The organism is Clostridium sp. MF28 (assembly GCF_002969175.1).
Classification (GTDB): Bacteria; Bacillota; Clostridia; order Clostridiales; family Clostridiaceae; genus Clostridium; species Clostridium beijerinckii.
The window spans coordinates 3,133,733-3,149,537 of the sequence record NZ_CP014331.1; the positions used below are offsets into that span (position 1 = coordinate 3,133,733).

12 protein-coding genes are annotated in these 15,805 nt (G+C 31.8%); 2 read left to right on the forward strand and 10 right to left on the reverse strand.

The genetic code is table 11. The annotated features are described in order from the left end of the window. Positions 1-7 precede the first annotated feature (7 nt). The 7 genes from AXY43_RS13305 to AXY43_RS13335 form a co-directional block, all read right to left on the reverse strand. Positions 8-1,324 carry an extracellular solute-binding protein gene (locus AXY43_RS13305; protein ID WP_023974913.1) on the reverse strand — a complete coding sequence of 439 codons (1,317 nt, stop codon included), beginning with the start codon at positions 1,322-1,324 and terminating at the stop codon, positions 8-10. Between the two features lie 123 nt (positions 1,325-1,447). Next, positions 1,448-3,160: a methyl-accepting chemotaxis protein gene (locus AXY43_RS13310; protein ID WP_105411654.1), complete on the reverse strand. Its 1,713-nt coding sequence runs from the start codon at positions 3,158-3,160 to the stop codon at positions 1,448-1,450. Positions 3,161-3,372: 212 nt separating this feature from the next. Further along, entirely contained in the window at positions 3,373-4,398 is a 1,026-nt protein-coding gene (locus tag AXY43_RS13315) for a sugar ABC transporter substrate-binding protein (protein ID WP_012061116.1), read from the reverse strand. A gap of 118 nt (positions 4,399-4,516) precedes the next feature. Beyond that, positions 4,517-5,533, reverse strand: coding sequence for an ABC transporter permease (locus AXY43_RS13320; protein ID WP_012061117.1), 1,017 nt, complete (start codon positions 5,531-5,533; stop codon positions 4,517-4,519). Beyond that, positions 5,517-7,028: a sugar ABC transporter ATP-binding protein gene (locus AXY43_RS13325; RefSeq protein WP_012061118.1), complete on the reverse strand. Its 1,512-nt coding sequence runs from the start codon at positions 7,026-7,028 to the stop codon at positions 5,517-5,519. Before AXY43_RS13325 ends, AXY43_RS13320 begins: the two co-directional genes overlap by 17 nt. 607 nt (positions 7,029-7,635) lie before the next feature. Further along, positions 7,636-8,154, reverse strand: coding sequence for a nitroreductase family protein (locus AXY43_RS13330; protein WP_105411655.1), 519 nt, complete (start codon positions 8,152-8,154; stop codon positions 7,636-7,638). Positions 8,155-8,241: 87 nt separating this feature from the next. Beyond that, positions 8,242-8,895 carry a flavodoxin family protein gene (locus AXY43_RS13335; RefSeq protein ID WP_023974919.1) on the reverse strand — a complete coding sequence of 218 codons (654 nt, stop codon included), beginning with the start codon at positions 8,893-8,895 and terminating at the stop codon, positions 8,242-8,244. A gap of 134 nt (positions 8,896-9,029) precedes the next feature. On the opposite strand from AXY43_RS13335, the gene AXY43_RS13340 reads away from it, so the two are divergent. Beyond that, a complete protein-coding gene (locus AXY43_RS13340; RefSeq protein ID WP_023974920.1) occupies positions 9,030-9,392 on the forward strand; it encodes a winged helix-turn-helix transcriptional regulator in 363 nt (120 codons plus the stop codon). 121 nt (positions 9,393-9,513) lie between these two features. Here the strand turns inward: AXY43_RS13340 and AXY43_RS13345 are convergent, their stop codons facing one another. The 3 genes from AXY43_RS13345 to AXY43_RS13355 form a co-directional block, all read right to left on the reverse strand. Further along, the gene (locus tag AXY43_RS13345; RefSeq protein ID WP_023974921.1) at positions 9,514-11,121 is read right to left on the reverse strand and encodes a glycoside hydrolase family 43 protein; all 1,608 of its coding nucleotides are present in this window, start codon (positions 11,119-11,121) and stop codon (positions 9,514-9,516) included. 198 nt (positions 11,122-11,319) lie between these two features. Then, a complete protein-coding gene (locus AXY43_RS13350; protein ID WP_105411656.1) occupies positions 11,320-12,300 on the reverse strand; it encodes a glycoside hydrolase family 43 protein in 981 nt (326 codons plus the stop codon). 95 nt (positions 12,301-12,395) lie between these two features. Next, positions 12,396-14,525, reverse strand: a complete 2,130-nt coding sequence (locus AXY43_RS13355; protein ID WP_105411657.1) for a glycoside hydrolase family 3 C-terminal domain-containing protein — start codon at positions 14,523-14,525, stop codon at positions 12,396-12,398. Positions 14,526-14,675: 150 nt separating this feature from the next. Between AXY43_RS13355 and AXY43_RS13360 the strand changes: the two genes are divergently transcribed. Further along, complete coding sequence (locus AXY43_RS13360) at positions 14,676-15,446, forward strand: AraC family transcriptional regulator (protein WP_105411658.1); 771 nt, start codon at positions 14,676-14,678, stop codon at positions 15,444-15,446. Positions 15,447-15,805 lie beyond the last annotated feature (359 nt).

Here is a 15,805-nt window from a genome sequence, read left to right on the forward strand (position 1 = left end):
ATCCTCATCATTCTATTTTCACCATTTCCTTTGTGAAGTCTTCTGGACTTATTTGTCCTTTAAATAGCTTACTAACTAGCTCCTTCTCTTTGTTTCCCTTTTCTTCTCCTAAGTAAATATCTCCGTATAAGCTATATGATGCATTCTCTGTTAATGTCTCTAATTCCTTAGATAATTTATTTACATTGCTCTTATCATCAGTGTATTTCCACGCTGGAAGCCCTGAACCAAATTCAAAATATCTTTTTGATATTCTTTCAGCTATAAATTTTGCCGCATCAACAGCTTCTTTTTTATATTTTGTATTATTACTTACCATTAAGTGATCCACTGCTCCACCCAAAAATTCTTTATCATTCCCATCTCCCTCTTTAACTACCGGGAATTTCTTAACGATTACATTGTCCTTTATAGACGGATCCATATTCCCTATCTCACCAATGAACCAGTTTCCTGTATAATACATAGGAATTTTTCCTTGTTTAAATAAGATCTCAGATTCATCTCTTGTAAGCTCCATATTTGATTCATTAAAAGCTTTTGAATCTATTAATTCCTTTAATCTATATGCAGCTTTTAATATTGTATCACTTTTATTGGCACCTACATGCGGATCACTGACTCCACCTATTCCACCTTCCCGTAACGCTAAGATATCATAATAGAGAATTCCTGTCCAATTGTCTTTTTCACCTACTAAAAGAGGTGTTATACCTTTATTCCTAAAAGCTTTTACTGCATCTAGGAATTCATCATAATTTTCTGGTACTTTAATATTTGCTTGTGAAAAGAGCTTTGTATTACAATAAAATGTTCCAACTGATAAAGTCATTGGTAATCCATATATGTTGTTATTATAGGTTACATTATTAAGCATATCTTTATTAATCTTATCTTTTGTATCTTCATCTATATATTCATTAAGATTTAATACCTTTCCAGATTCTATGAATGGCTTACTAAAGCCACCTCCCCAAGAATAAAATATATCAGGTAACTCGTTTACGGCAAATGCTGTCTTTATTTTTGCTTTATATCTTTCATTTTCTACAGCCTCAACTTTAATTTGGACATTAGGATTAGCCTTATTCCATTCTTCCACCGTATCCTGAATTATCCTTCCATTAGCATCCATTGTAGTTTGTGACCATATATGCCACATTGTTAATGTTATTTTTTCTTTATTTTCTGTGTCATTTTTTTTATCTAAAGAACAGCCATTTAAACTAACTAAAAATATTAAAATTATAGGAAATAAAATTACTTTTTTAATAATTATCCCTCCCCAAAAAAACTGATAATTAGGTCGATGATGATCAATCATTTAAATTTTCCTTCTTTAACTATATCTGTATTATGCTTTTACTGCAAGTCTTCAAATTCCTCTTAAAATATAAATATACTTTATATTTTAATAAAACCAAAACTCTCTTTTAACACAACTCATCTATATAGTGAATCTATTAATGACCTCATTCAATTTTACTGTTAATTCACTTTGATTCTGCGTATTAAAGGAAATTTGCTCTACTTCTTTGGTTACTTCATTTATACTATCTAATATTTCATTAGAATTATTTTTAGATTTCTCTATATTACTTGAAAACTCTCTCATTGTACTATCTACATTATCAATATTTGAATTTATTGCCTTTACCATGATAGCAATTTCCTCAGACATTTCATTTATAAATCTAGCATCATTTTCATAACTTTTACTAGATTCTATCATAAACTCATAATCATCGTTTACGTTTTGTTCTATATACTTTAAAATTCCTTTTGAATTTTCTGATAAATATTCAAATACATTTTTTATTTCTTCTATAATTCCATGAATACCACTTACAGTAGTAATAGATTCTTCTGCTAGCTTTCCAACTTCATCTGCAACAACTGAGAAACCTTTTCCCATTTCTCCCGCTCTTGCTGCCTCTATTCTTGCATTTAAGGCTAAAAGGTTAGTCTCTGAAGCAATGCTTACTATAGATTCACTTAAAACTTCTATTTCTTTAACTACCTTTCCCCTCTCTATAGCATCTTTAATTTTTTTATTTTTCTCCTCATATATCTTTCTGGATAATTGTATGGAATCTTCGCTTTTTTCCATCATGCTACTTGATTTAGTTTTTATATCTACTGATTTTTTAAGCTCTTGATTTACTATTCCAGCTAGATTATTTATATTTTCATTAATCTTTTGAATAGATAAAACAAATTTCTCGGTTGATGAACTCGTCTGCTCAGCTCCTACTGCTATTTCATCTGTCGATTCATTTATAAAAGAAAGCTTTGAGCTTATTTCATGAACAGATGCAGCTAATTCCTCAGATGATGCTGATAGTTCTGTTGAGTTATCTAGGATTGTCCTAATAAGTTCCCTTACATTTTTCAATGCTATATTAAGAGCGTCTCCTGTTTGTGCAAATTCATCTTTTCCCTTAAGTATAATTTCCTCTGAAAAATTATACTGCGCAAGATTATTCGCATAATTCTTTATCTTCTTTAAAGGTACTATCATATTTCTAGTCATTGCATATCCTAAAACTATAGTAAGCATCAACCCTGCTATTATAAAAGTTAATATTTGTATCGCTACCTTACTGTATAAATCAGCATTGTTAATATTCTCATTCTTTGCCTTAATCGAGCTATACTCTAATAATTTAGTTAGTGATGCTGCAACCTTGCTTCGCGATACTGATAAATTTCGATAATCAAGTATAGCTTCATCATAATTATTTTCCTTTACAAGCTTTAGTAACAAATCACTTTTTTCCTTATAATCCTTATAAATTTCATTATAATTTGCGAGCTCATTCTCTTGATATTCATCTAAATTTAACCCTCTATATTCATCTATAAGTATATTTCCTTGTTCAAATCCTTTTGAAATGTCATCATTTAATTTTTTCATCATTAATTCATCTCTATCATAAATTAAGCTTAATATGTTATTATTTATTTCCAATGAATTTGCGTTTAATCTATGTAAAACATCTATAGATACAAGATCTGTATTGTACATACTATCTGATGCATTATTAACTTTACTTAAACTCTTTAAACCTATGACTCCTACCGATGTTATAATTATGAATAATAGCGTGTATGAAATTACCAATCTTTTGCCTACACTAAAATTATTCCCAAAATTCATCCTCTAAACCTCCTTGTAACCTTTAGTTCAAAGCTTGATTTTCATATGTATCTTAAATCACTTATAAATCATTCCCTATTACCAATTAATATGTATCGTTATTTAATTAAATAGCAATAAAAAGGGCAACTCAATTTGAAAATATACTAAAGTAAATTTGAATACATTAATCATTTGAGTTAGCCCTTATTAATTTTATCTGTATTTAATTATTATTTAGTTTCTGTTGTAAATTGCTTTTGTTTTTCTTTTCCGTATTCAACAATTTTATCTGGAGTTACCCATTTAACTGGTACTGGATAAACATCATCAACTTTTTCACCTTTTATTTTCTTATCTAAAGTATCAATTATAGTTTTACCTATTGCATAAGAGTCTTGGTCAACAATTCCTGATATTAAATTGCTACTTACACCATTTTCCCAAGTTGGAGTATAGTCAAAACCAAAGTGATAGATACTTCCTGATTTACCTTGAGATTTTATTGCTTCCATTACACCTGTATCTGGTCCTTCTGATCCTAATGAGAATACAGCTACCATATCAGAATTTGAAGTTATTTGTCCTTCTAATTGTCTTTTAGATTCTGCTGATTGGTCATTATCTTGGATTGGTTCTAACCACTCAAAATTCTTAGCATCTGCTCCCATAACTTTTTCAAATCCAGATTTTATTCCATCTTGTCTATATGTCATAGTGGTTTGAGTTAAGTTTACTGCTGCCATCGCAATTTTACCTTTTGTGATGCCCTTTTCCTTTAAAGCTTTAGCACCATTTTCACCAAGTTGTTCTCCTGCTAGCTTATTGTCTGTTCCTATATAAGATGTTCTATTTTCTTTTGTCTTTACATCAGCATCAAAAGTTACTACTGGAATTCCCTTATCATTTGCTTCCTTAACCTTCTTATCAAACATATCTGGATCCATTGGAGCAATAGCTATTCCTGCTGCTTTATTCTTTATAGCTTCGTCAAGGAATCCTATATGCTTTTCGTTCTTTTGTGTTTCATTTGGTGGTGAAGTTTTAACTACTAAATCATATCCTAATGCCTTAGCCTCATCCTCGGCTGCTTTCTTCATAGGTGACCAGTAAGCTCCTGTATCAACTATTGGAATAAAATAAATAACCTTTTTTCCACTTGTACTTGCTGTTCCCCCTGCTTGTGTCTTTGTTCCACACCCTGCTAAGCTACCAACAATAAGCACTGTTGATAATAAAGCAATTATTTTCTTCTTCATAATTTTTCCCCTTCCGTAATTCCAATTTTTTAGATATGTTTTTATATTTTAAGCCTTATTCAGTAGTAAACACTTAAGCCTCAAGTCTACCAAATTACGCTCAAACGACTTTTTATGATTAGCCTTTTTTCTTAAATAAACTTCCTTTTCTGTAGAAGTCAACAACTATAGCAAGTACAATAACAGCTCCTGTTACAGCTTGTTGTAAGAATGAGTTAATTCCAAGGATTGCTAATCCACTTTGGAATACTTGTATAGTAAATATTCCTACCATAGCTCCACCGATAGTTCCTACTCCTCCACCGAATTGTACTCCACCCATGATTGCACCAGCCATTGCAAATAGATCTGGACCATTTATTTCACTTGGAGCACCAACATTTATGCTAGACATTAGTAATATACCAGCTATTGCAGCTAAAACACCTTCTATTGCATATACCTTTATAACATGCTTGTTTACATTTATTCCTGATAATCTTCCTGCTTCCTTGTTTGATCCAACCACATAGCAGTATCTACCAAATCTTGTGTTTTTCATTAAGTAAGCCATTACTAATACTATTATGATGAATACTATAGTGTTAGTGTGTATTATTGATATTCCAACTTCTGTGTTAGAAATATTATAGAACCAATCCGGAACACCCTTGATATAAATCCCATTTGTAAAAAATAGTATTAATCCTCTTATTAAATAACTTGTACCCATAGTAAGTATAAAAGATTCTAATTTAAATTTTGTAATTAATACTCCATTAAATAATCCCCAAACTGCACCTACTAATAACCCAGCAAGTAAAGAAACTGGTACGCTAACCCCTTTTACAGATAGATAGGCTACTGTACATCCAGAAAATGCAGCTATTGCACCAATGGAAAGATCAACACCTCCAGTTATTATTACCATAGTAATAGCAACAGTTAAAATTCCCACTGTAGGAATCTGTCTTAAGAAATTTGAAGCATTTGCTGCTCCCAAAAAGTCCGGGCTTGCTATTGAGAATACTAAAATAAGCACTACAAGTACTAGATAGATTGAATATTTGAGAAATAAGTTTTTAATATTAAACCCTTCCTTTTTCATCTTAATACCTTCTTCTTGTACAATTTTATTATTAATTGTTTGATTCATCTTTATTAATCCCTCCAAGCGTAGCTAATTTCATAATCTTTTCTTGTGTCGCTTCTTCTCTGCTAAGTTCTCCAGTGAGTTTTCCTTCACACATAACATATATCCTATCTGACATGCCTAATAATTCAGGTAATTCAGAAGACACCATTATAACTACTTTGCCCTTTCTAACTAGATCATTCATTATGTGATATATTTCAGCTTTAGTACCAACGTCTATTCCTTTAGTTGGCTCATCAAAAATAAATATTTCCGAGTCAGTATTTAACCACTTAGCTAGTATTAATTTTTGTTGATTTCCACCTGATAATGTTCCTGCCATAACATCAAGATTTGCTGTTTTAATCTCAAGTGCGTCCTTAAATCTTTCTCCAGTTTCCCTTAACTTTTTATGATTTAACACAAAATCTTTTAAGTTAGTTAAAGTTATATTATCAAGCACACTCATTACTAGAGATAATCCTTGGCTCTTCCTATCTTCTGTTAAAAGGCAGATACCATTATTGATTGCATCCATAGGTGAATTAATCTTAACTTCCTTCCCATTGATTCTTATCTTACCTTCACTTATTTTATCAGCGCCAAATACAAGCCTCATAAGTTCTGTTCTACCTGATCCAACTAAACCAGCTAGTCCTAAAATTTCACCTTTTCTTGCTTTCAAACTAACATTCTTAACTCTGCCAACATTATCACTAATATTTTCTACTTCTAAAACGTATTCTTTAGGCTCAAAAATCTCCTTAGGAAATAGCTCTGTCAAATCTCTTCCTACCATCATATTTATAAGTCTTTCCTGAGTTATCCCTTCTAGTTCACAGCTTTCAATATAAGTACCATCTCTGAGTACTGTAGCTCTATCACAAATATCAAAAACCTCTTTTAATCTATGTGATATATATATTGCTGCAACACCTTCATTTTTTAGTGTTTTTATAACTTTAAAAAGGTTTTCAACGTCCTTCTGAGATAACGATGTTGTCGGTTCATCAAAAATAATCGCTTTTGCATTTAAACTTATTGCCTTTGCTATTTCTACCATCTGTTTCTTTGCAGTTGGAAGCTGCATAACTAGGTCAGTAGCTTTTATATCTATTCCTAATTTTTTTATTATGGAATCTGTATCTTCGTGTAATTTCTTGTAGTCAACAATACCCAAGGCTTCATTTTTATATGGTAGTCTTCCCATATAAACATTTTCTGCAACCGTCAATGTCTCTGCTAGATTTAGCTCCTGATGAACAAATCCAATACCTAATTGTGCAGCTTTAGTTGGATTAATAACTCCACAATCAACTCCTTCAACAAATATTTGACCTTCATCCTGTGTATGAACTCCCCCAAGTATTTTCATTAAAGTTGATTTTCCAGCACCGTTTTCTCCTAATAAAGCATGTACTTCACCTTTTTTAATTTCCAACTGTGCTCCCTTAAGAGCATAAACTCCTGGAAATCTTTTATGTATATTTTTCATTTCTAAAAATACATTACTCAATTCTAACCACCTCAACTTTCACTAATCGTTTTCATGAACATTTTACAATAGTATATTAGTTAGTTATATTTAATATCTTTACTTCTACATTTGAAATTTTTACTTTTTAAATAATGATTAAAAAGTTATTAAATCTCTAAGAATACGTTTGCTAAACTCTCATCTTCAAAGTGTTTAACATCGTTTACATTTGTTATTTTACAGTAATGCATTAATTAATTATATGTAATATCTTTACCTCTACATTTGAAATCTTTACTTCTTAAATAAGTTTTAAAAAGTACTTATTTACTAAATTAAAATAAAAAGAGCTGCTACAAAAGTAATTAACTAAGTTTGTAGTAGCTCATTTTTTGCACATATTTAAAGCCCGGCTTGCACGTCGGGCTTTCTTTATTTTTGCTTTTACCATACAATTTCACAAAACTATTCCAATAGTCTTCTAGTATCTTATTTATTTTATCCTTTTTCATTTGTATACCTCTTAATTTTATAGTTACTTCTTAACATACCGAAGAGCCTAAAGCCAGATTTCATCTAGCTTTAAACTCTTAAAAATTCTATAATTTCCTATACAATTAAATTATCCTAATAAATAAATCATACATTAAAAATTATTGTAAAAGACAGTTTTGGAAATATCCTTTCTTTTTTCGTGGTTAGGATTTGGCTTAGCCTTGCTACTTGGATAACCAATTGGTAAAAGACATACAGGTTCAAGATTTGTTGGTATATTAAAAGCCTCACGTATAGCCGCAGGATCAAAATGACCAACCCATGTTGAACCTACTCCAAGTTCAGCAGCTTGTAACATCATATGCGTAGCAATAATGCTTCCATCAATATCAGTGTGGACTTTTCCGTCATAGCTGCGTTCCCATGCTTCATTTTTATCGGCGCATATAAGTAAGGCTACCGGTGCATTAAAATGATAAATTGTGCAAGTTTGTAGTTTGGCAAGAGCATCCTCACTTTCAAGTACCAAAATTCTTTGTGGTTGACGATTTGCAGCAGTCGGAGCTAATTGTCCTGCTTTTAAAATTAAATTTAAATCCTCCTGACTGATTTTCTTTGTATCAAAACTTCTTACAGAATATCTTTTGGCAGCTAATTCTATAAATTTCATATATACATCTCCATTCATTTAAGTTAATATCTTTATACCTCATCTATTATGACTTTGTAAAATGTTTTATGATTAAACTTATATATATTACTTTATTAGACTAGCCCCTATTTCAAATGCATTTTGGCAATCTATAGGAAATTGAATTTTTCTATGTGCCGCTTTTGATTCCTCAGAGAATACTTCCATTTTGTATTTTGAGTAATCATTAAATTGATAAGTATCATTTGAATACATAACTAATGGTTTTGTGAATATTCTTTCAATCGCTCCTTCTACATTATTAAAAGTTGATAAGTAACCAGACTTATTCATTATCTCTTCTGTTACATTCATTGTATAAATTATTGCTGTTGGCATTTTTTTTGGTGCCAGTGAAGAATAATTTTTATCATACACTAAATAAGGAAATAATAATCTTTCGATGAATGATCGCAATTGACCTGTTATATCTAAAAAATATACTGGAGATCCAAAAATAATTCCATCAGCTTGAGACACTTTTTCTAAAACTTCTTGAATATCATCTTTTACTGCGCATTTCCCATAACTTTTCCCTTCAAGTCTCTTACAAGCAAAGCAGCTTTTGCATCCAGTATAGTTATAATCATATAAATTAATTATTTCAGTTTCAATTTCTTTATCTTTCGCCGCTTCTTTCACTCCATTTAAAGCTTTTTGAAGTAATGTAGCCGTATTTTTATTTTTTCTTGGGCTTCCATTGATAGCATAAACCTTCACAAATAACACTCCTCTTTTTAATGTTTTATTTTTCTGTTATAATCAATATAACATAAAGGTATAAATATACAAGTATGCAGTTTTTTCTGTGTCAGTATAAAAAGTATACTATAAGATTCAAAGGAGCTATACTTATGAGTGATTATATGCGTTATAATAAAGAATTCCCTGATGATAATATCTATGAAACAGAGTGTCCTGTTATATATGCACTTGATATTTTAGGTCAAAAATGGAAATTACCTATCATGTGGTATTTATCAAGTAAAGATTCTACTAGATATAATGAATTAAAACGAAAAGTTAAAGGTATTACTAACATGATGCTTACAAAGTCCTTAAAGGAATTAGAAGAACATAAGCTAATTGTTAGAACTCAATATGAAACTATTCCCCCTAGGGTTGAATATTCTTTGACAGAAAGAGGAAAAGCCTTACTTCCTACATTAAAGGAATTATATGTATGGGGCGAAGATCAACTTAAACTTGATAAATAAATTTTTAAAATACTTCTTATTTATCTCCGTATATTATATATTAACAGGTGGTTTAAATCTATATTGAAACCACCTGTTTTGACATGTGAACCATTTATGATAATGCAATTGGAATTTTAACTTATCTCCCCTCTACATATGAAAAATAATCAAAATCTGCATACTTATTCATACCCGATAAGTCCTGACACGCAATTCCTATAAAAGCACCGGTGAAAGCCCATGAACCTTTGATAGCATCATCTGACAATGTACTTGCGTCATAAACTTTGCCTATAGGCCTCCACTCGTTCTTATTGGTAGCAAAGAAAAATCTAAGTTGCCCAAAATTCACTTCCACTTTTAGATAAATACGTTCTACATCAGTTATCAAGATGTTATCATCCTGAGTCATGGACTCTGATAAATCATTATTTATGCTAGCTAGAACCCCTATGCATTTGCCTCCTAATTCTTCATCCATGCTTATCCTCAAATAATAATAGTTTTCTGTGTTGTAATAGCAAATTAATCCTGCAAGCTGCAACGTTGTTTCAGGTTCAAATTCAACACAGGTTTCGGCAGAATAAACAAAGTTCTGCTGACGTCTTGCTATCATACTTTGTGTAAACTTGGAAAACATTGATTCTTTTCCATATAACCTTAAAAATCCTGGCCTTTCAGTAAGTGACATAAAGGTATCTGCTGGAACTCTTAAGGACTGAAAATTTATATTTAATAAAGTATTATTAAAATCGTCATACTGTGAAACTAAGACATCTTCTTCATTATTTGATTCACTTTCACTGTCATTGTTAATTTCTATTTCCCAAGAAGGTAAGTTATCTGTGTCAGAACATAGATAAAGCCAATCATCTTCACGCCATTCCACCTTTTGTATAGCCGTTTCTCTTCCTAGAATGCAGCGATCTGTTTCAGGAAGAGGCCTTCCACAAAGATGAACCATAAACCATTCATTATTAGGACCTTCCACAATGCTTGCATGTCCTGCTTTTTGAAGAACTTTATGCATATCACTTCCCACAGAAGTAAGAATTGGATTTTGTGGATGAACCTTATAGGGACCCGTAAGTTTTCTCGAACGAGCAAGTGTTACTGCATGTTCATAACTAGTGCCTCCTTCAGCCGCCATCAAATAATAGTAATCATTATGCTTATATATATGAGGACCCTCAGAGCAACCCAAATCTGTCCCTTTAAAAATATTAATTACAGGGCCAGTAAGGCATTTGTTTTTTTCATCATATTCTTGTAAAAGGTGACCAGCAAAATTATTCTTTCCTATACGATTATCCCATTTCATGTTTATAAGCCACTTTTTTCCGTCATCGTCATGGAATAGAGATGGATCAAAACCACTCGAATTAAGATAAACAGGCTCTGACCACTCACCACAAATATCACTTGAGGTTACCAGATAATTATGGGTATCTTTAATATGTCCATTGTTGTTTACTATTGTATATATTAAGTAAAAGATACCTTTATTATAGGACAAACATGGCGCCCAAATTCCACCTGAATCAGGGGTTCCTAACATATTTAGCTGAGAGACTCTATTCAATGGATGTGCTATAAGCTCCCAATTCACTAGATCTTTGGAATGATGAATTTGAACTCCTGGAAACCATTCAAAAGTAGAGGTTGCAATATAGTAGTTGTCCTCAGCTTTACATATAGATGGATCTGGATTAAAGCCCTTTAAGATTGGGTTTTTAATTTTTAACATAATTCTCCTCCTAAGTTAAGAATTTTATACATAAACAGACTATCTAAAATATTAAAAGGCCTGACTCCAATGGACTATTGAAATCAGACCTTAGCATCATAATTTTTCATTATTTCTCCTGTCTACTTGACAGGGTGAATTTCAAATATGAAGTACCTTTCTATAAACTTTCAAGATACATATTTATTATAATTTAGATTATTGAGATAACTCTACTTTTTGTAAAGTACCATCATCATTGTACTTTATTTCAGTGTATTTTACACAACGTTTGTTGTCTGCTCCACCTGATAAAGAACTATCATGATAGAATAAATACCATTTATCTTGGAACTCAACAATTGAGTGATGAGTTGTCCAACCAATTACAGGATCAAGTATTTTTCCTTTAAATGTATAAGGTCCCTTTGGATTCTTACTCATAGCATATACTATGCAATGTGTGCTACCAGTAGAGTATGAAAGATAATAATTTCCATCATATTTATGAACCCATGGTCCTTCAAAATATCTTCTTTCTTCATCACCAGCAAGTATAGGATTTCCATCTTCATCAACAATTGATATCTCCTCTGGAGCTTCTTTAAATGTAAGCATATCATCATTTAATTCAGCTACTCTTGGTCCTATAGCAGGTGCTGTAGCAGCAGGACCTTCTCCATCTGGATTAAAAGTGCCAGTTTGCCATTTTTCTAGCTGTCCTCCCCAAAGACCTCCAAAATAAACATATGATCTATTATCGTCATCCATTAAAACAGCAGGATCAATGCTATAGCTGCCAGGTATATAACTTTCTTGCGCTTTGAATGGTCCAGAAGGAGATTCACTAGTAGCTACTCCAAGTCTAAAGATATCTTCTTTATCTCTTGCTGGGAAAAACAAGTAATAAGTTCCATTCTTATAAGCAGCATCTGGAGCCCATAATTGTTTACTTGCCCATGGAATATCTTTTAAGTGCAGTGCTTCTCCGTTGTCGATACAAGGTGAATTAGTATCATCAAGAGACAGAATATGGTAATCTTCCATGTTATATTGGTCACCATTATCGTTTGAAATCTGTACTTGGTCAAGATCATGAGAAGGATAGATGTAGATCTTACCTTCAAACACATGAGCAGAAGGATCTGCCGTATAAATATGAGTTACTAGAGGCTCGTTTTGTTTTGCAATATTTTTCATATGATTCTCTCCTATCTTTTCTTTGAATATTTATTTCCATACTAACTTACATTTTTGTAATTATAATTTGTCTGTTTAATATATAATTTAAATCTCTATATTAATTCAATATTTGCTTCCAATGGCGCTACTGAGGTAAGCTCAAAGCTTCTCTTATCTGGTTGTGATACCCCTACAAATAATTTGAATTTCTTACTATCAAGAAGCCTTTCTCCGTCATCATTTACAACTTCGAATGATTTCTTATCCAATTTTATTGTTACAGTTTTGCTTTCTTCTTTTTTCAATGAAACACGTTTGAATCCTGCTAGACTATGATTTAATACAGCATATTTTGATTCTATATCTTTTACATAACATTGAACTACTTCTTCAATATCATATTCCCCAGTATTTTTAATCTCTATGCTAATATCAAAACTCTCAAAGCTAGGCTTAACAGAAGGCACTTGTAAATTAGATAATTCTACTGTTGAATAAGTTAAACCATACCCAAATGGATATAAACTCTCATGTTCTAAATATCTATAAGTTCTTCCCTTCATTGAATAATCAGTAAACTCAGGAAGCTTAGCTGTGTCTTTATAAAAAGTTACTGGTAATTTCCCACTCGGTGAGCATTTTCCAAATAATATATCCGCTACAGCAGTTCCTCCGTGGCTACCTGGATACCATGCATTTAAAATGGCTGCACATTTTTCTTCTGCACCATTTAGTGTTAAAGCACTTCCAGCTCCAAGGACAACAATAACTGGCTTTCCAACCTCAAGTACTTTTTCGAGTAAATTTTGTTGCCTTCCTGGCAAGTTCAAATTCTCTTTGTCTCCTGCCCCGTAGCTATTCCCCGCATCCCCTTGCTCTCCTTCAATCGTAGAGTCCAATCCTAGGCATAATACAACTACATCAGATCTTTCTGCTACTGAAATCGCTTCAGATAATCTATCATCTGGTCTTGCTAAGTCCTCCACTTTATCTTTAAATAAGTGACACCCTTCAGAGTAATATACTCTCACATCATTACCAACTGCATCATGAATTCCTTCCAATATTGTTGTATACTTAGATGCTGTTCCAGAGTAATTTCCCTTCAACATTATTTCGCTGTTTGCGTTCGGACCAATTACTGCAATTGATTTTAAATTTGATTTATCTAATGGAAGCGTTCCATTATTTTTTAGTAATACCATGGATTTTCTAGATGCTATCAACGCAACTTCATTATGTTCTCTAGAATCGTTTACTTCATATGGTATCTTGTTATATTCACACTCTTCATCAAACATACCTAATTTAAATCTTGTTGTCATTAATCTTTCTGCTGCTGTAGTTATTTGTTCTTCAGTTACTAAACCTTCTTTATAAGCTAATAGCAAATTAAGATACATATTTCCGCAGTTAAGATCACAGCCATTTTCTATAGCCAATGCTACTGATTCAGTTGCAGTACTTGTAACCATATGGTGTAAATGAAAATCTGCAAGAGCCCAGCAGTCAGATACTACATGTCCTTTAAATCCCCATTTGCCTCTTAAGATATCTTTCAACAAAGTCTTACTACCACAACATGGCTCCCCATTTGTACGGTTATATGCTCCCATTACACTTTCAACATTTGCCTCTTTTACACATGCCTCAAATGCTGGTAAATATGTCTCATATAGATCCTTCTTGTTAACTACCGCATTAAATTCATGCCTTAACCCTTCTGGTCCGCTATGAACTGCAAAATGTTTTGCACAAGCAGCTAACTTTAAATATTTTCCTTCTCCTTGCAATCCTTTTATGAATGCAACCCCTAATCTAGATGTTAAATAAGGGTCTTCCCCGTAAGTTTCATGTCCACGTCCCCATCTAGGATCTCTAAAAATATTTATATTAGGAGACCAATAAGTTAATCCCTTATATATGCCTCTGTCGTCTTTTTTGCTGTATTCATTGTATTTAGCACGTCCCTCTGTAGCAATAATATTTGCAACCTTTCCCAGGAATTCATCATCAAATATAGCGGCTAAACCAATCGCTTGAGGAAACACAGTTGCTGTTCCAGCTCTAGCTACCCCATGAAGACCTTCATTCCACCAATTATACTCAGGTACATTTAAGTGCTTTATTGCTGGTGATTGATAAGTTAATTGCTCCGCTTTTTCTTGTAATGTCATCTTAGATACTAATTCTTTTGCTGCCTTTACTGCAAATTCATGAGTATTTTCTTGCTCACCATTCATCTATATCCCTCTATTCCTTAAATATTTATGGAGATTAAAATCTATAATACAATATTCAATTTGTAATTTAATAATATAAAATTTATGGTTGACTTAACAAGAAAGTATTTATATAATTGTAGACAAAATTTACTCTCTTGGAGGTATTCTATGTTAAAATACGAGTCGCACCACTTTGGAGAAAACACTCTTTTTTCCCACTACCATCCAATTAATCTTAATTACCCTGTTCATCTACATCGAAGCTTCGAGTTCATATCTGTTATTGATGGAGATCTTCAAATTTCTGTTAATAATAGAAATCTTGAAGTAAAAAAGGATGAATGTATATTAATTTTGCCTTACGAAATCCACTCTCTCTCAACTAAAAAGTACTCTGATGCTCGTATTTGCATATTTTCCCCCGAATATGTAAAAACATTTGACAGCATGATCTATGGTAAATTTCTCGAAAATCCAGTCTTTAATTTATCACATAACGCGCGAGCTCTTATACTAGACAAAATTTTCAGAGATAATGTCAATGTTCTCGAGATGAAAGCTTGTCTTTATTTGCTTTGTTCTGAAGTTATGGAACATACGCAAGTACTTATAAGCGTGAAAAATGATTATGAATTATTACATAAAATACTTAACTATATTCAAAATAATTTTACTAAAGATATCTCATTAAAAAGCATTGCAGATGAATTTTGCTACAGTTACAATTATCTATCCAAGTATTTAAATAATGTACTCGGAATATCGTTTGTTGATTTTGTTAATCAGAATAGAATTAATTACGCGGCATATTTATTAAAAAATACAGAGGACCCGATTACTGATATTACTTATAAATGTGGCTACTCAAGCATCCGTTCATTTAATAGAAACTTTCTTAAGATTATGAATATGACTCCAAAAACTTATAGAAACTTTTAATCTACAGTTAATTAAATACCACTACAATAGCAATTCCAGTATTCCCAAACGTCCATAAATGCGATTACTATTTTGTCCATTGTATGAATTTCAACTTATTCATATTGATATTCTTGGTTATAAATAATTAAAATCAAGAGTATCAAAAAATATAAAACCAGGGTTTATTTTTAAACCCTGGTCTGTTTCGAAACAAGTGTACTTATGGGGACTTTAAAATCATTTTCGGACTAATCCTAAAATATTATTGTTAAAATCAATGTCCATGAGAACCACCTCTTTCAGTTATTATTGTGTGTAATATAAAATTAAATATACTAGAATATAAAGCCATATATCCCATATGATATTATTCATTC